This is a genomic window from Mycobacterium sp. 236(2023), assembly GCF_029623955.1.
Classification (GTDB): Bacteria; Actinomycetota; Actinomycetes; order Mycobacteriales; family Mycobacteriaceae; genus Mycobacterium.
On sequence record NZ_JARSBP010000007.1, the window covers coordinates 166,033 to 181,722 of the forward strand.

14 protein-coding genes, 2 pseudogenes and 1 other annotated feature are annotated in these 15,690 nt (G+C 62.0%); of the genes and pseudogenes, 12 read left to right on the top strand and 4 right to left on the bottom strand.

Annotated features, from left to right (window positions below):
- The 6 genes from P9A17_RS25800 to P9A17_RS25825 all read left to right on the top strand — a co-directional run bounded on the left by P9A17_RS25800 (position 1) and on the right by P9A17_RS25825 (position 4,173).
- Positions 1–561 (top strand): hypothetical protein, encoded by a 561-nt coding sequence (locus P9A17_RS25800; RefSeq protein WP_278041599.1) that lies wholly within the window; start codon positions 1–3, stop codon positions 559–561.
- Positions 558–1,454 (top strand): NAD(P)-dependent oxidoreductase, encoded by an 897-nt coding sequence (locus P9A17_RS25805; protein ID WP_278041600.1) that lies wholly within the window; start codon positions 558–560, stop codon positions 1,452–1,454. The genes P9A17_RS25800 and P9A17_RS25805 overlap by 4 nt, the downstream gene beginning before the upstream one ends.
- Positions 1,451–2,050, top strand: a complete 600-nt coding sequence (locus tag P9A17_RS25810) for a nuclear transport factor 2 family protein (RefSeq protein WP_278041601.1) — start codon at positions 1,451–1,453, stop codon at positions 2,048–2,050. Before P9A17_RS25805 ends, P9A17_RS25810 begins: the two co-directional genes overlap by 4 nt.
- Positions 2,032–2,490: a nuclear transport factor 2 family protein gene (locus P9A17_RS25815; RefSeq protein WP_278041602.1), complete on the top strand. Its 459-nt coding sequence runs from the start codon at positions 2,032–2,034 to the stop codon at positions 2,488–2,490. The genes P9A17_RS25810 and P9A17_RS25815 overlap by 19 nt, the downstream gene beginning before the upstream one ends.
- Positions 2,491–2,578: 88 nt before the next feature.
- Positions 2,579–3,355 (top strand): SDR family NAD(P)-dependent oxidoreductase, encoded by a 777-nt coding sequence (locus P9A17_RS25820; protein ID WP_278041603.1) that lies wholly within the window; start codon positions 2,579–2,581, stop codon positions 3,353–3,355.
- A gap of 86 nt (positions 3,356–3,441) precedes the next feature.
- Entirely contained in the window at positions 3,442–4,173 is a 732-nt protein-coding gene (locus P9A17_RS25825) for an SDR family NAD(P)-dependent oxidoreductase (protein WP_278041604.1), read from the top strand.
- A gap of 723 nt (positions 4,174–4,896) precedes the next feature.
- On the opposite strand, the gene P9A17_RS25830 is transcribed toward P9A17_RS25825, so the two are convergent.
- Entirely contained in the window at positions 4,897–5,604 is a 708-nt protein-coding gene (locus P9A17_RS25830; protein WP_278041605.1) for a TetR/AcrR family transcriptional regulator, read from the bottom strand.
- 94 nt (positions 5,605–5,698) lie between these two features.
- Between P9A17_RS25830 and P9A17_RS25835 the strand changes: the two genes are divergently transcribed.
- From P9A17_RS25835 to P9A17_RS25850, 4 genes and pseudogenes are all read left to right on the top strand, one after another.
- Positions 5,699–7,129, top strand: coding sequence for an MFS transporter (locus P9A17_RS25835; RefSeq protein WP_278041606.1), 1,431 nt, complete (start codon positions 5,699–5,701; stop codon positions 7,127–7,129).
- Positions 7,130–8,018: 889 nt separating this feature from the next.
- Positions 8,019–8,690 (top strand): GNAT family N-acetyltransferase, encoded by a 672-nt coding sequence (locus tag P9A17_RS25840; RefSeq protein ID WP_278041607.1) that lies wholly within the window; start codon positions 8,019–8,021, stop codon positions 8,688–8,690.
- A 256-nt stretch (positions 8,691–8,946) separates the two neighbouring features.
- A pseudogene (locus P9A17_RS25845) lies at positions 8,947–9,096 on the top strand (IS3 family transposase); the annotation flags it as partial.
- Positions 9,097–9,147: 51 nt separating this feature from the next.
- Positions 9,148–10,413, top strand: a pseudogene (locus P9A17_RS25850) (IS3 family transposase).
- Positions 9,447–9,578, top strand: a sequence feature (AL1L pseudoknot). Its footprint overlaps the pseudogene before it by 132 nt.
- 363 nt (positions 10,414–10,776) lie before the next feature.
- Here P9A17_RS25850 and P9A17_RS25855 read toward each other — a convergent pair.
- Positions 10,777–11,364 carry a helix-turn-helix domain-containing protein gene (locus tag P9A17_RS25855; protein WP_278041608.1) on the bottom strand — a complete coding sequence of 196 codons (588 nt, stop codon included), beginning with the start codon at positions 11,362–11,364 and terminating at the stop codon, positions 10,777–10,779.
- A gap of 108 nt (positions 11,365–11,472) precedes the next feature.
- Between P9A17_RS25855 and P9A17_RS25860 the strand changes: the two genes are divergently transcribed.
- A complete protein-coding gene (locus tag P9A17_RS25860) occupies positions 11,473–12,291 on the top strand; it encodes an SDR family NAD(P)-dependent oxidoreductase (RefSeq protein ID WP_278041609.1) in 819 nt (272 codons plus the stop codon).
- Between the two features lie 997 nt (positions 12,292–13,288).
- Here the strand turns inward: P9A17_RS25860 and P9A17_RS25865 are convergent.
- The gene (locus P9A17_RS25865) at positions 13,289–14,497 is read right to left on the bottom strand and encodes a cytochrome P450 (RefSeq protein WP_278041610.1); all 1,209 of its coding nucleotides are present in this window, start codon (positions 14,495–14,497) and stop codon (positions 13,289–13,291) included.
- A gap of 230 nt (positions 14,498–14,727) precedes the next feature.
- Between P9A17_RS25865 and P9A17_RS25870 the strand changes: the two genes are divergently transcribed.
- Positions 14,728–15,237 carry a MaoC family dehydratase N-terminal domain-containing protein gene (locus tag P9A17_RS25870; protein WP_278041611.1) on the top strand — a complete coding sequence of 170 codons (510 nt, stop codon included), beginning with the start codon at positions 14,728–14,730 and terminating at the stop codon, positions 15,235–15,237.
- 22 nt (positions 15,238–15,259) lie between these two features.
- On the opposite strand, the gene P9A17_RS25875 is transcribed toward P9A17_RS25870, so the two are convergent.
- On the bottom strand, positions 15,260–15,682 hold the full coding sequence (locus P9A17_RS25875) for a MaoC/PaaZ C-terminal domain-containing protein (protein ID WP_278041612.1): 423 nt from the start codon (positions 15,680–15,682) through the stop codon (positions 15,260–15,262).
- Positions 15,683–15,690 lie beyond the last annotated feature (8 nt).

Sequence of the window (15,690 nt, forward strand, 5' to 3'; positions counted from 1 at the left end):
ATGACCGCCGTCCTCACCCCAGGCGCCGACAAGGGCATCGGTTTCGAGACCGCGCGACAGTTCACCGACCGCGTGCACAGCGGGTGGATCGGCGCCCGCCGTGGCCGGTTCGCTGCGGACACAATCGGAGGGGCCGACAACGGTGGCCTCTCCCCGCATGAACCATTCGGCGACGACCGGTTGGACAGGTGCAGCACCGGCACCGTCGGTGTCATGCGGGCCACCCGGGCGGTGCTCCCGCTGCAGCGCGCGTCAAACAAACCCGGCGCAGCGATCCTCGGATCGTTCGGTTGGGTGACCAACTTGGACAAGACCGAACTGAACTCCGCATCCGGAATCCACGGCACCTCGAAGGCGGCCGTGCCGATGCTCACCTTGGAATACTCGACGACCGAGCCCGCGATCAAGCTGACCGCCGTCGAGCCCGGCCGCACCAACACCGATTTCAACGCCGCGATGCCAACCAGCCGCTCCGGTACAGATAGCGATCGCGGCGTCGTCGGGAGGGTGCCGCTCCCCACCGGCACCCATGTTGATGACAGTGAGACCTTCCCATGGTGACCGGCAGCCTCGCCCACACTGACGCCGCGCATCTTGCGGTTGGGTTCATCGGTCTCGGCGACCAGGGATTGCCGATGGCCAGCGCCATCGCCCAGGCCGGTCTTGACCTGCATGTGTGGGCGCGCCGACCAGCCTCGCTTGACGCCCTCGGCGACACTCCGCGAATCGAGCACGCGCAGGTCAACACCCTCGCGCAGACAGTGGACATCGTCATCCTCTGCGTCCCCACCGAAGCGGACGTCCTCACCCTCCTCACCGAGGAGCTGCTGCCCGCCGCGCAGCCGGGAACGATCATCGTCAACGCCGGCACCGGCACCCCCGGCAACGCCACCCGAGCAGCCGAACTTTGCGCGGAGGCAGACATCGTCTTCCTCGACGCCCCGGTTAGCGGCGGCAGGCAGGGGGCCGAGGCGCGTAACCTCACCACGATGGTCGGCGGCCCGGCCGCAGCGTTCGAAACCGCGAGCGTGGTGTTCCACAGCTACTCCTCCCACGTCCTGCACTGCGGTGGACACGGAGCCGGACAGCTGGTGAAGCTGTTCAACAACACCCTGCTGATGATGAACCAGGCCAGTATCGCCGAGATCATCGACCTCGCCATGCAATTGGGCATCGACCCCATCGCCCTCGCCGAAGCCATCAAGCTCAGCAGCGGCGCCTCCGAAGCACTCGTGCGGACACCCACGAACAGTCCCGTCAGCCTCACCCAGACCGCCGCGCACCTGGCACAGGTCGAGCTGCTGGACATGGACCTGTTCCAACAGGCCATGACCGAGGCCGGCATCGACGCCGCGAAAACCACGGCGCGCGGGATCGCGGGAGCCGCAAGCCTCACCACCGTCGTCGCACTCCTCAACCCCGAACCCCTACCAGCACAAGGAGAAGAGCAGTGAGTGATGTCAGTGCGGTCATTCAGCTGATCCTGCGGGAACGGCAGGGCCGCGATCGTGGCTGGTGGGAGCAGATGCGCGACGCCTACGCTGCGGACTCGGTCGTCGACATGAGCTGGTTTCAGGGCTCGGGACACGAGTTCGTGCGCCGGTCACAGTTCATGGCCGAGTCCCCGGACGGGTGGAACGGGCACAGTGTGCACCGCATCACCGTGCCCGCCGTGCACATCCACGGTGACCGCGCCTGGGCGGAGGTGCCCGTCACAATTGAGTTCCGCATCATGATCGGCGGTGTCGAAGCCGACCTCGTTTCCTACTGCCGCAACCAGTACCGCGCCGCCCGCGAGGCGAGCCGTGTGTGGCGGATCGTCCGGTTGACCTCAATCTACGAGCGTGACGCCCTCACCCCAGTTCTTCCCGGAGCCGCCCTTCCGGTGACTGCGGCGGAGTTGGTCGGCCGGCGCCCCTCATACCGGTACCTCGCCTGGTACCACGCCCTCCTGGGACTCCCCCTTCGCGAGAACCTGCTCGGGGATGACCGGCCTGCTGCCGTCGCCCGTCAGTACGACGCCGAACACGAATGGCTGAAGAACGCATGACCGACGGCGGCACCTACCAGGAGATTCTCAATCTCGAGCACACGTTCATTGAGTATCTCGACAACAACGACCTCGACCAGCTGGCGGCGCTCTTCCAGCACGGTGCTCTCGAGCTCGTCATCAACGGTACTGAGGTCGCTGCCTCCGGCGCCGGCGTCGCCGGTGCGAGGGATGTGCTGAGCGCGGTGTCCCGCCCCCGCCCAGAGGGAAGCTTCGGGCGGCACTTCGTCGCCAACCCCATCGTCGACATCCACGAGGACACAAGGACGGCCACGGTCCGGTTTCGCACGATTCTTTACTATGTCTCCCCCGGCGAGCCCCTGCACGTCCTCGGCCTTGGCCGTCATGAAGACGAACTCTGCCACCTCGACGGCACTTGGCGCATCACCCGCAAACGCATCATCGGCGACGTGCGCTACTCGCCACCCGCCGGAACCTGACACCACCATTGCGCTGCGCCCCGCAGGTGCACTGATCGAAAGGACTCACGCCCATGCGCGACACCCGTGCCACCCCCTGGACAGCAGCATGAGCGCCCTCGCCGTGGTCACCGGAGCATCGTCCGGTATTGGGAAGGCGTTCACCGAACGTCTCGCGGCGGACGGCTACGAGCTAATCACCGTGGGCCGCGACCTCGACCGCCTACAGCGGCTCGCCGACACCCTCCCTGTCGATGTGACACCCGTCGCCGCCGACCTCGCCACCCACGACGGCATCGCCACTGTGATTGAGGGCGTTGCCGACCGCGCTGTCGACCTGCTGGTCAACAATGCCGGCGTTGCCCATTACATGCCCTTCAGCCAGCTGCCCGAAGAGAGGGCAAACGAACTCCTATTCGTCAAGGTCATCGCGCCCACCCTCCTCGCTCGCGCCGTCGCCCCGGGCATGGTCGACCGGCGTGCGGGAACGATCATCAACGTCGCCGGGATGCTCGCCTACAGCGGTCCCGCGCCCCTGGAGCAATTGCCCCTGCGCCGCGCGGTTTACGTCGGCGCGAACGCCCACCTCGTCGCGTTCTCCGAAACCCTCGCCGCAGAACTCGCCGCCGACGGAATTGCCGTTCAGGCACTTTGTCCAGGGGTTGTCGCAACTGAGTTCCATCAGCGGCAAGGCATCGATATGAGCGGCGCCCCCCGCATGTCGCCGCACGACGTGGTCACCGCAAGCCTGCGTGCGCTGGAGCTCGGAGAAGTGATCTGCGCACCCAGCGTCGAGGACCACGACCTCCTCGAAGCGGTCGCGGACGCCGACCTCGCCGCCTTCGGCGCACAATCAGTTCAGCTCGCCACCCGCTACAGGCCCTGACTATCCACACCGCCAGTGCCAGATCATTCCACTGCGCACGTCGGGTGCTCGGGCGCTGGACCGTAACCAGACAGCGGAGGAACACTATGCCTCGCATTCTCATCACCGGCGCTACCGACGGAATAGGCCTGGCTACGGCAGCGGAGGCTCTCCGACGCGGGCACGAGGTCATTCTTCATGCCCGCAACGCCAGCCGTGAGGCAGATGCACGGAACACCCTCCGTGAGGCCGGGGTAAACATCCGGGCGGCAAGATTCGTCCACGCCGATTTCCTCGACCTCGACCAAGTTCGTCTTATGGCGGAGAAGATCGAGGATCTCTCCGCGCTGGTGCACAACGCCGGTATTTACGTGCGTCAGTCCGTTCCCGATAGCGTCCAGGGCTTCGAACCGACCCTCGCCGTCAATGTTCTCGCCCCTCACCTGCTCACGACCCTTCTCCATGACCGCGCCGACCGGGTCGTTTTCGTTGCCAGCGACCTCGCGCTTCGAGTCAGCGTCAATCCGAAACGACTCCCCACAGACCGCGACCCAGCACACGCCTACGGGCAGGCAAAAGCCTTCAGTATCCTGTCCGCTCTCGGATGGGCCGCCCGTAAACCGGACTGGCGCGTCGGCGCAGTCCACCCCGGCTGGATCCCCACCAAGCTCGCCTCTCCACACGCGACTGGCGAAATTCACCAAGCTGTCCAGGTGCTCCTCAACGCCGCCATCGACCCCACTTGGGCCGGCGGCAACCAGGTGGGTCCACTAGTAGGTATCGCAGACGAGAACGCAGCAGGCACCTATGCCCTAGCCACCCTCGATCAAGCAATTTGAACCGACACAACTCGTTTCAGCCGTTGCTATGCGGAGAGCGGTTGCGGGTCAGGGCCAGGCAGTGTGGTTGGTCGAAATTGTTCGGGCTGGCCATGCCGTGGTTTAGCGTTCAGCCTGGGTGGCTGCATCAGTCACCCTCGGCGCGCAGATTTCGACAACAACTGCTGGCGGCGTTGTCGAGCCTCGAAACACAACACCCGAAGATTCAGCTCGGCTGGCGCCCGGCGCGGCAATTCGGCTTTGCTCAGGTAGTTGGCGCCGACCTTGCAATCCGACGCTCCCCCGCACTTGTCGGTGTGACGAAGCATCGTCGTACAGGAAGTCGCCGCGCTGAACGACACCAAAGCAACTATGAAGGGAATGAATGCTGTTGCCGCTGTAGATGTAACGACAGCGCCGCCTCCATCGCCTACCTGCATCCAGGCTTCAGTCATCCGCCACTCGACGAGGATGATTCGCGCGTTGACCCACCTGTTGGGCACAAGGAATCCCGCGAGAGAAAGATGCGAGATGGTCCATTCTGATGGCTAGGAGCATCACCCCGAGGAGTTCATGCGCGGCGCTGTGGAGCGGTAATGGGGATACCGAGGTTGCCACGATCACCGAGATCGCCGAAGAACTCGGCATCAGGGGTGTGACGTTGACCCCAGGAAGTCCGAGTCTGGCGGTGGTAGACGACGCGGAAACAGGCTCGCACCGTCGGGCGAGACGGTTCCCCGGCGATCAGATTGGCTGGGTTGAGATGGCCTGGCGCAGTACGGCGCTCACAATCATGCGGATGTTCCAATGGCGATGTTCATCTGGGTTCCCCGCAGTGAAAACGCTTGGCCCCAGGGAGTGTAACGTTGGGTGCCGCCGAGGGTCTGCCTCATTGAGGATGGTGACCAAGTCGCCGATGCTTTGTTCGCCGGTGGTGGACCGGTGACTCCATTCGACGGCACACGCGGTGGCATGTTGCAGCAGTAGATCCACCGCCCAGGCTGCGTGCTCCGTCGAAGAGACGCCTGCTGCCATCAGCAGGCGTAGAAGCAATTCGACGATATCGAGGTAACGCGGTCCGTCGGGCCAGATGTGAAGCGCTGACTGGATGATCGCCGGGTGGTCGATGAGTAGGTCGGTGTACTCCGTGAGTAGTCGGCATAAGCGATCGCAGGCAAGTTCATCGCCGTTCCAGGCAACATCGAGTTCGGTCAACAACCGGTCCAGTATCAGCGCTTTCAGGTGAGTTGTATTGCGTACGTACACATATAGCGATGCTGCGCCAGTGTCGAGTTCGTCGGCAAGCCTTCGCATTGAGAGTTGGCGTTCGCCGTCACGTTCGATGACGATCAGGGCCGCATCCACAATCGCCGTCCGAGATAAAGGCGCTTTAGCGGGGCGTGCGCGACGACTGTCAGGCTCGCGACGTGACGATCGTATTGGAGAACTCATGCGACGCAGTGTATAACGAACGTGTTCGTAACGAACATGTTCGTTGCCGGTGCGGCGAACGTTGCTATCGATCGACTTATGAAAGAAGTCCTGGATGCGTGCGCAGGCGCGATCGGCCCCCGCCGGCCGGGCCGGTGACATCAGTAGACGACAAATGTGGCTGGTACTGGTTGCCGTCCTGGTCGCCGACGCCCTCGACCTGGTTGACGCGACGATCACCAATGTCGCCGCTCCAACGATTATGCGGGACCTGGGCGGCGGTGAGTCGCTCGTACAGTGGTTGGGAGCTGGATACGCGCTCGCTCTGGGTTCGCTAATGGTGGTGGGCGGCCGGATCGGTGACCGCTTTGGACAACGTCAGACGTTCCTGATTGGGATGTCGGGATTCATCGTTGCGTCGCTCGTGGCGGGCTGTGCTGTCAATGCGCCGATGCTCGTCGTTGCCCGTGTCTTGCAGGGAGCTTTCGGTGCGTTGCTCATTCCTCAGGGCATGGCAATCATGGCGGCGACATTCCCGAAAGACATGTTGAGGCGTGCGTTCGCCGTTTTCGCCCCGGCGTTGGTCGTCTTCGGGGTGGCCGGACCGCTATTGGGCGGACTCCTGCTCGAGGCAAATGTGTTCGGATTCGGCTGGCGGGCAGTGTTCTTGGTCAACGTCGTAATCGGTGGTGCCGGTTTGCTCTTCGCGTGGCAGGTGTTACCACACGTACCCGCCAATCACGACGTGCGTATCGACCTGATGGGATGTGTCTTGCTGATGCTGGCCGTCTTCGGGGTGTTGGGCGGCCTGCTCTCTGGCGCGGATCTCGGCTGGACTCCACCGATGTTAGCCGGCGTGGGCATCGGCACAATATGTTTCGCGATCTTCGTCCTGCAGCAACGAACCACGGCGCATCCCTTGCTCGATCCACGGCTTCTCGGCAATCGCGGCTTCACCGCTGGACTCGTGGCCGGACTGCTGATCTTCGCTTCATTCAGCGGCATGATGTACGTGCTATCACTGTATTTCCAACTGGGACTGCATTTCTCGCCCATCCAGGCAGCGCTGAACCTTCTTCCGTTGACTCTGGGAATTGCTGCGGGATCAATGCTGTGTACGGCACTTCTGGGCAGAATCGGCAGATACGTCTTGGGCGTCGGTTTGGGAATTAGCAGCGCAGGGGTTACGACAATGCTAGTGGTCATCACCTGGTACGGCGATGACACGCGGTGGTGGCAACTTGGTGCCGCAACATTGCTCATCGGACTAGGGGCCGGCCCCTGCTTCAACGCAATCTTCAATGTTGCCCTCGGCGACCTCGCACCAAGCGAAGCAGGCGCAGCGAGCGGATCACTCAATGCAATCCAGCAGGTAGCCAACGGGGTTGGCGCCGTCTTGGTGACGTCTGTGTTCTTTGCGGCTCTCGCAAGGGGGCCCATTGATGCGATGCGTGTAACCCTCGGGGTCGTCTTGATGGTCACGCTAGTCAGCTTCGGTGTCATCCCGCTGCTGCCGAAGCAATCCAGATCATCACAGAATGAGTAGGGACATGACAGACATCGCACCGCATCTGACAGTCCTCGGCGCAGCCGGACGAACCGGCCGACACATCGTTGGGCAAGGCCTACGGGCAGGGTGTTCGGTTACCGCCGTCGTCCGAAATCCAGCAGACATGGAAGTCGAAACACCTGGGTTGACGGTCTTTGTGGGAGATTCGCGAGACCCCTCGACGTTTGTCGCCGTGCTGCGCCCCCACCACGCCGTCGTCTCTGCAGTCGGCCACAGAGGCCGTACCTCCGGAGGGCTTTATGGCGACACTGCCCGAGCAGTCATCGCGGCTAGCAACACAGTCGGAGTGCGGCGGTTCGTTGGCATCACCTCCTGCGGCGTTCGCGCTAGCGACCCCGGCTACCGCTGGTGGTACCGCTACCTGCTTATGCCCATCGGACGCGGCGCGTACACCGACATGGCTGAAATGGAATGCCTTACAGCGCAATCCGATCTTGAATGGACTTTCATTCGGCCAGGGCGCCTCGAGGATAGCGAACACCCGGGTTCCTACCGCGTCGGCGACGGCGCTATTCCGCCAAACGGCATCGGGATAAGCCGGGTAGACTTAGCGCGATTCGTGGTGGAATGCATCCTCGAACATAGCTGGGTGCACCAATACCCAACACTCGCCAGATGACCGGTCGACCTAACGGCAGACGGCAGGCCGGACCGAATCGGTGCCCAGGCGGCGGCCCTGCGTGAAGCCGACAACGTCGCCGCGCTCATGCGGAGCTCGCCGGCGATCTGGGTAAGCGACATGCAATCGGCGTTTCGGTTCAGCGCCAATGCATCTCACACTCCAGCCTTGCGGGATACAAGCATGTCCGACATTTGGCGTCGTAGCCGCACAGCCTTTGGGCCCCCAAGTATCGATGTCGTACATATGCGCCAAGATCTGCGCCTTGCCGCGAGGCGAGTTAATGACTCAGCGGCACATCAAGGTGCGTATCAATCGTGGAAGGGTCATGATGAGCTGTACTGCGTGACGCGCAGATTGAAGGCGTGTTCGCGTCAGCTCGCGCATCAGCGGGTGCAAAATCTGAAGGGCGAGGTGGTTTCGATGACAAACTCTGAGTACGCCGTGAGCGAGGGCCCAGTTTTTCGGATGGCGCACCCCGATACTGCAGAATCTCGGCGCGTACTTGCCGAGTACGCGGACGAACTTGCCGTCGCTCAGGGCATTCTGCTGGAGCAAAGTGCGGGCGGCGGGGTCGCAGAGGACCCCTCACCTCCGGATGGCGCATTTCTACTTGCAGATCTCGCTGGAGTTCTGGATGGTCCTATCGCTTGCGCCGGTCTGCGCCGCCTAACTGCCGAAACTGGCGAGATTAAGCGCATGTACGTCGCTCCTGCAGCGCGAGGACGAGGTGTGGCTCGAAAGCTGCTCGCCCGCATCGAGGAGGAAGCGCGAGTGATCGGGTACCGATCTGTTCGGCTGGATACCGCATCGGGGATGGTCGCCGCTCAGGGACTGTATGGTGCTGCGGGGTATAGAAGAATCGATGACTACAACGGCAACCCACACGCTTCATTCTGGATGGAAAAGACGCTGTAACACGGACTTCTGAGGGTGGGGAAACGTACTCGCGCGGCGGCCAGTACTGATTGCTCAGACTGGTGGCCGACGATGCGTCATGCGATGAAGCGTGGTGGATGGCGCCTAAGCCACGAGCAGACGGACGCTTGATGGGGCCAGGCGGGCCTCCCCGGTGCGCAACGTGGCAAAGCGGGTGTTTGTCACGCTCGCTGAAATTTTCCTTGAGGCTCATCTAATTCCGGAAGTGCACACCATTCGTAAACCTGGTCGGTCGATCTGAGCGTTCTCGCCCGCCATGATCGTGGGGTGGCGGGCGGCGAGCCATATGCGGACCCCGATGGTCCTCGACGCCTTGGAGATGGCACGGTGGTCACGTGGAGCTACGTTGCAAGACTTGATCTGTCATTCCGACGCGGGATCGCAGTGAATCGCCCTGGAAATGTTGGAGGCTCCTGACCTTAACGAAGATGCAGGTATGCCGAAGGAACAGTCGCCTGGGAAGCCGACGACACGCCGTTACAGTGCCGAGGAGAAGGCCGCAGCGGTGCGGATGGTCCGGTCGTTGCGGGCCGAGCTGGGCACCGACCAGGGCACGGTGGCGCGGGTAGCCAGTCAGCTCGGCTACGGCGTGGAGTCAGTGCGCATGTGGGTGCGCCAGGCCGACATCGATGAAGGCTTGGCGCCCGGGGTGACGACCGCGGAGTCGAAGAAGGTGCAGGAACTCGAACAGGAGGTCCGAGAGCTCAAGCGCGCCAACGAAATTCTGAAGCGAGCAGCGAGTTTCTTCGGGGCGGAGCTCGACCGCCAACACAAGAAATAGTCGACTTCATCGATACCCACCGCGAGGAGTTCGGGGTCGAGCCCATCTGCACCGTGCTGCGCAGCGCAGGCCTGCAGGTGGCCCCGAGCACCTACTACGACGCCAAGACTCGACCGCCGTCAGCGCGGGCGCAACGTGACGCCGTCCTGGGACCGGCGTTGCGCCAGCTCTGGAAGGACAACTACTGCGTGTACGGGGCCCGCAAGCTCTGGAAAACCGCTCGTCGGGCCGGCCACGATGTCGGCCGCGATCAGGTGGCCCGGTTGATGCGAGCGGCCGGCATCGCGGGGGTGCGGCGCGGCACACGTGTGCGGACCACCAAACCCGACCCAGCCGCGGCCCGGCACCCGGATCTAGTGCACCGTAACTTCACCGCGACCGCACCGAACCAGTTGTGGGTGACGGATCTGACGTTCGTGCCCACCTGGGCCGGGGTCGCCTATGTGTGCTTCATCGTCGATGCGTACTCACGGATGATCGTCGGGTGGCGAGCAGCCACTCACATGCGGACCTCGATGGTCCTCGACGCCCTAGAGATGGCACGGTGGTCACGCGGAACTACATTGCAAGACTTGATATGTCACTCCGACGCGGGATCGCAATTCACATCCATCCGCTACGGTGAACGGCTCGCCGAGGTCGGCGCCGTGCCCTCGATCGGCACCGTGGGCGACAGTTTCGATAATGCTCTCGCCGAGACCGTCAACGGCCACTTTAAGGCCGAGTTGATCTACGGACCCGCCCGCAGCGGGCCGTGGAAGACCGTCGAAGACGTCGAGCTGGCCACCCTCAGCTGGGGTCTACTGGCACAACACCGCACGGCTACACAGCTACCTCGGCGACATTCCACCGCCAGTCGAATCCGAAGCCGCGTTCTACGATGCATACCCTACCGACCAACCCCTGATCGGAATCCAATAGCCCGAGCCTCCGACAGAACCAGGGCGATTCAACTTCCTGCAAACGAGAAGTCAGTTTCGTCCGCCATCGGCAGTTCGCGGCAGGTGGGAATTTGGATTGACTAGACCAGATGCCGAGTCGAAACGCTTTGGACAGGTGTTGCAGCGCTTCGCTTCGGACGGCGTGAACGCCGATCCCGAGGTGAGGGGCTGGTGACAGTGCTGTCTAGCAATGCTTTTCAGCGCTGCCCGTCTGATTACCCAAGTCTGAATTATTGCCCGGTTGTAGCTGGTGCGAAATGTACTCTTGCACAGTAGTGTTCGTCGCGCCGAGACTGTGGGCGCGTACTAGGAGTATCCGTCTGCTGCACAACCGCAGACGGACCTACTGCGCGATCTGGGCGATGGACGCGAAATTGGCGGCGATGTAGTGAGCTAATGGATGCCGCGCGTCTGTATCGCGCCAGTCGTCAAGGGATAGCCGTAGCGCGCCAATGGCAATCATGGCTGTTGCTCGCAGCTCTGGGCGACGCTTAGGCTCCGGCCAAAGTGCACACATCGATTCGAATAGCGCTTCTTCCATGGTGAGGAGCACTGCGACTTTGCGCCGGCGAAGCGATTCGTCGGATCGCATTATTTTGTCGACGGTCTTGGACTCATCGGTTTCGTATCGTGCCGCCAAGTCCACCAAGCAATGACGGGCGGCCTCCAACGGTGTCTGCTCTGGCGATTCGTGAAGCATCGAGGGGCCCAACGCACCTGAAAGCACGCCCGTACCGTGCCACGTCAGCAGGATTTCGTCCTTGGACCTGAAGTAGTAGAAGAAAGTTCGCCGCGATATCCCCGCGGCGGCGGCGATGTCATCCAAAGTCGTTGCCTCGTAGCCATTTTGCTGGAACAGGTGTAGAGCCGTCGCCGCGATCCGCGAGAACGTCTCATGGCGCTTGGCCTCGCGAATGCCGGTTCTCACCATCGGGTCTCCAGTCCACGTCGTCGCGGCAAGGCAGTTGACAAATATTACACTAGGTGCAAGATTTGCTTTTTTGCACTGGGTGCGAATTTTGAGAAAGGGTAAGTCTTTATGCATGGTTCGAAGGTCTGGTTCGTGACGGGAGCATCGAGTGGGTTCGGCCAAATCTGGACTCGGGCCGCGTTGGATCGTGGGGACAGGGTGTTCGCCACCGCTCGCAACCCTCAAGTGCTAGCCGACCTCGGTGAGCAATACGGCGACGCTGTCGCGGCGGCAGCACTTGATGTGACTGACCGTGAGGGTGTGTTTCGGGTCGTCAGCGAGGCCCGCGACCGTTTCGGGCGCCTCGATGTGATCCTGAGCAACGCAGGGTACAGCTATTCTGGGGCGGTCGAGGAATTAGACTTCGACGAGGCCAAAGCCAATTTCGAGACGAACGTTTTCGGCACGTTGTCGGTGGTGCAGGCGGCAGTGCCGATCCTGCGCGAACAATCTCGGGGACACATCCTGACTCTGTCGAGCATCGGTGGTCTGGTGGGCTTTCCAACCGGAGGTTCTTACATCGCAACGAAGTTCGCGATCGAAGCGATCAGTGAAGCGCTCGCCGGGGAAGTCAGCGGGTTCGGCATCAAGGTGACGACGATCGAGCCTGGGAGTTATTCCACCGGCTTTCGGTCATCCACAAAGATTGCCGAACAGATGCCAGAATATGACCCGATACGCCAGGCCGTCGCCGCGGGCTTCAAGCCGGAGAACACCGGCGACGCGCAAGCGACGGCCGCCGCCGTCCTTCGGGTAGTCGACTCCGATACCCCTCCGCTGCGGCTCATCCTGGGCGACTGGCCACTCGAGGTCATCAAGGAGCGCTACGTCAATCGAGTCGCGCTGTGGGAATCCTGGTCTGAGGTGTCGAAGGCGGCACAGAGATGACCGGACCCCTGTGGCATAAAGCCAAGGTATGAGAGTGGGCCTCCATGGTACGGGCGTCGGATGGAAAATCCACTCTTAGATGCACAAGCCATAAGTGGCCCTCCCCCTCGGTGCGAGCATCAGTTATGGCACTGTGCTGCAAGCGTTTTAGCGCAGCTTTTGTGAAGGCACGCTTGACGAGAGCATCGAGCGCCGGCGGCGGCCCGACTTTGCCATTCTCTTCCGTTTGGTGCCGAAACCGCTCGGGTCGATCTGCGAGCAGACCCGCCGGGCGGTTACGTCCGGTTAGGCTCTTGCTGGCCTCCTCCTCGAATTGGCGGTCCCCAAACTCCCGACGTCCGCGTGCACGTCGGACGGAGCATTGCGGCGTCAGGTCGCCACCGCGGCACGAATCGTTTCGGCGGCAAGTCTATTCACGGCCTAGTGGACCCTCTCCCGAAGATTCGCCCGCGATTGATGCGCCGCGTCGTGCTGGTCGAATTTCAGACGGCTCAGGTCACGGTCCCCCGCTCTGAAGCGAATCGTTAACACCGCCGGCCGCTCGTCCAGCGCTCGGAGGCGTCTTGGGTCCCCGAGCCGCTGCCTCCAAGCTGCGGGTGCCGCGTGGTCGAGGCTCCGTGGGTACCCCGTAAGGCCATCGATCATCCGCAGGGTGGTGAAATGACCTTCGGGTGAAACGTGCAGACTCCTCTGGGGACGATTTCATGCTGGTTTACGCCGCGAAGTTGCTCTCAGATCATGCTGATCGTCTGATGTGTATGGCGTGGCAGCCGCGCTGCCGTGGAACGGATTCTCCAGTTCGACCGAATGATGCGCCATCAACTGCACGCGGCATGGGAGACGATCGGATCGAGAGTGGCTTGAAACAACGCCCATGATCTGTTGCATCATGGTTTCCTATCGGCTGGCCCCGAGTTGACGTTAGATCGCCAGCCCCGGAGCATTGCGAATGCGATTCTTAGGGCCAGCCGCCGGCGGCGCTGGTGAGAGCGGCTCTCTAGCGCCCGAATGCGAGCCGCAATTGATCTATGCCCCAGACATTTCCAGCAGTATGCCATTTGGGTTGACACCCTGCGGCTAAGCGAAACTCGGGCATCATTTCGAGCATCAACTGCAATGCGATGCTTAACTCTTGGCGTGCGAGGTGCGAGCCAATGCAGCGGTGGGGTCCTAACCCAAATGCTGGATTCGCAACTGCGGGACGATCCACGTCCACCTGTTGTGGGTTCTCGCACAACCTCGGATCGCGGCTCGCCGCGCTCGTAGCAAGAAGCACCGTGTCCCCGGCTTTCATGTGCACACCGCCGAGGACATGATCGCGTGTCAGAGTTCTGGCGGGCGGGACAATCGGATAGGCACGCAGCATCTCCTCCACGGCCGCGGGAACTAGCTCAGGACTGGCGCGCAGCCGCTGTTGGAGTTCGATGTCGCGCGACAGGTGATAGAACATGACGCCGAGTTGGCTTGTCACCGTGTCTAAGCCCGCGATGAAGAACAGAAAAGCGATGTCCAGAATCTCATCGTCGGTAAGGGAACTATCCTCGACGACCGCCGTAGTCAACGCACTGATGAGATCGTCTTCGGGGTTCGCACGCTTTTCGGCGATCAGGCCGATGAGATACTGGATAACCATGCGGCCCACCTCCGCCGACACCTGTGGATCGCCGGAGTGCAGCAATTGGTCGGTCCACGTAGTGAACATGTCCGCGCGCTCGAGTGGCAATCCAAAGAGATCGAGGAACACCGACGATGGCAACGGGAGTGCGACGGAACGGATGAACTCGATCTCGTCCTCTTCGGCGATCGCCTCGATCAGCGCAGTGGCCCGACGGGTCACGGCGTCTGCCATCGGACGTACGGCTGACGGACTGAAGAATGGGCTCAGTAGGCGACGGTAGCGAACGTGTGCTGCACCATCGAGTTCTTGAGGGATGAGCTTGCGCGGCCAGAACTCAGTCATCGCTGGCACCCCCGTCGGGTAGCTACTGAAGACATCAGGCGTCTGGAACGCTTCGCGGACGAGATCGGCACTGAGCACGATCCAGTGCTGTCCCAGCATGGGTGACCACACGATGTCGCCGTCATCGCGCAATCGGTCGAAGGCTTGATACGGATCGTCTAGTACGTGACCGGCGGTGAAATCGAAATGTCGAACGAGTTCCGCCGGGATGTGGTCCGGTCGCGGCAACTCTGTCGCGTGAGACATGTTTTCTCCTTCGACGTAATCTAGCTCATAACTATCATAGTTATACTTGAGTGCGACAGCAAGGGTCGATTGCTCTGCGCATTGCACTGGCAGAGAGGACTATTCGAAGCAAGCACGCTGCGAGGAGCGGGACAACTCACAGGATTCGGGGACTACAAGCGGTTCCTATATGCCTTACGTCCTGTCTCTGCGCAGGAAAATGTAAGATCGTCTCTACTCCAGGAGGACGCATGCTGACGCCCGAAACCACGGAAGGCTCCGAGTCGAAGGGCCCAGGGGTCACTGATGAGGCACGAGCTCGGATCGGAACCGTAACCCGGACGTCGGTCAGCGAGCCGATCTCCTTGCGCCACATACGGGAATACCTGGCGGGGACTGGAGGTGACCCCGCAGAATTCAGCGAACACGACGAAGCCGGAAATCGCAGGCCGGCACCAGTCCTGTTTTTCCACTCCGCGTGTCGAGCTGTGGTCGCGGAATCCGAGCTTCTCGACGACGGCCAGTATCCGTTCTTGGGCGTCGAGGGGGTGTCCGGCGAGACCCTCGCGGGCGGAAGCACCTACGAGCTGCTGGGACCTGTGTATGTCGGCGATACCCTCCGAACGACCGAGACTCTGTTGAGTATTGATGAACGGGTCGGCCGCTCTGGACCTTTAGCTATCACTACCACGTTGACATCGTTCGAGAACCAAGACGGCCTTGAGGTTGCGCGTTATCGGCAGGTGATCATCTTCCGATGATTGGAGCCGCCGCTGCGGCCTGTTAGTCAGCGGGAAGCAGGACGTGCGCCTCGCCCGTGACGATTGTTCCGCCGTCGAGTACGTGCATTTCGAGGGCGCAGGAGATCACGGTCCCGGTTCGCCCGTCTGTGAGAGCGGTGACCCGCCCAGTAGCGACGACGGTGTCTCCGGCGGTCGCAGACCCGACGTTACGCTCATCCAGTCGGATCAGTCGGCCTTCGTCGCCCAGCCAGCCGGCTACCAGCTCCGCGTTGATGGCGCTAAGTAGATTAGCGGTGACCAGCGGCCCCTTGAAGCCGGCTGCCTGAGCCGAAGTATCGTCCCAATGAATACGGTGGGGTGTCCAGTGTGCGACTCCGAACAGGAACAGGCTGACCTTGGTGATGGTACGACGTATTTCCGGGAGTTCGTACCCGACACGGACTTTGGCGAGATCCGGTGCCATCAGCTGGG

Coding starts and splice junctions, on each gene's coding strand:
- P9A17_RS25800 (WP_278041599.1), top strand. CDS start 1: ATGACCGCCGTCCTCACCCCAGGCGCCGACAAGGGCATCGGTTTCGAG.
- P9A17_RS25815 (WP_278041602.1), top strand. CDS start 2,032: ATGGCTGAAGAACGCATGACCGACGGCGGCACCTACCAGGAGATTCTC.
- P9A17_RS25820 (WP_278041603.1), top strand. CDS start 2,579: ATGAGCGCCCTCGCCGTGGTCACCGGAGCATCGTCCGGTATTGGGAAG.
- P9A17_RS25825 (WP_278041604.1), top strand. CDS start 3,442: ATGCCTCGCATTCTCATCACCGGCGCTACCGACGGAATAGGCCTGGCT.
- P9A17_RS25830 (WP_278041605.1), bottom strand. CDS start 5,604: ATGAGTTCTCCAATACGATCGTCACGTCGCGAGCCTGACAGTCGTCGC.
- P9A17_RS25835 (WP_278041606.1), top strand. CDS start 5,699: ATGCGTGCGCAGGCGCGATCGGCCCCCGCCGGCCGGGCCGGTGACATC.
- P9A17_RS25840 (WP_278041607.1), top strand. CDS start 8,019: ATGCGCCAAGATCTGCGCCTTGCCGCGAGGCGAGTTAATGACTCAGCG.
- P9A17_RS25855 (WP_278041608.1), bottom strand. CDS start 11,364: ATGGTGAGAACCGGCATTCGCGAGGCCAAGCGCCATGAGACGTTCTCG.
- P9A17_RS25860 (WP_278041609.1), top strand. CDS start 11,473: ATGCATGGTTCGAAGGTCTGGTTCGTGACGGGAGCATCGAGTGGGTTC.
- P9A17_RS25865 (WP_278041610.1), bottom strand. CDS start 14,497: ATGTCTCACGCGACAGAGTTGCCGCGACCGGACCACATCCCGGCGGAA.
- P9A17_RS25870 (WP_278041611.1), top strand. CDS start 14,728: ATGCTGACGCCCGAAACCACGGAAGGCTCCGAGTCGAAGGGCCCAGGG.
- P9A17_RS25875 (WP_278041612.1), bottom strand. CDS start 15,682: ATGGCACCGGATCTCGCCAAAGTCCGTGTCGGGTACGAACTCCCGGAA.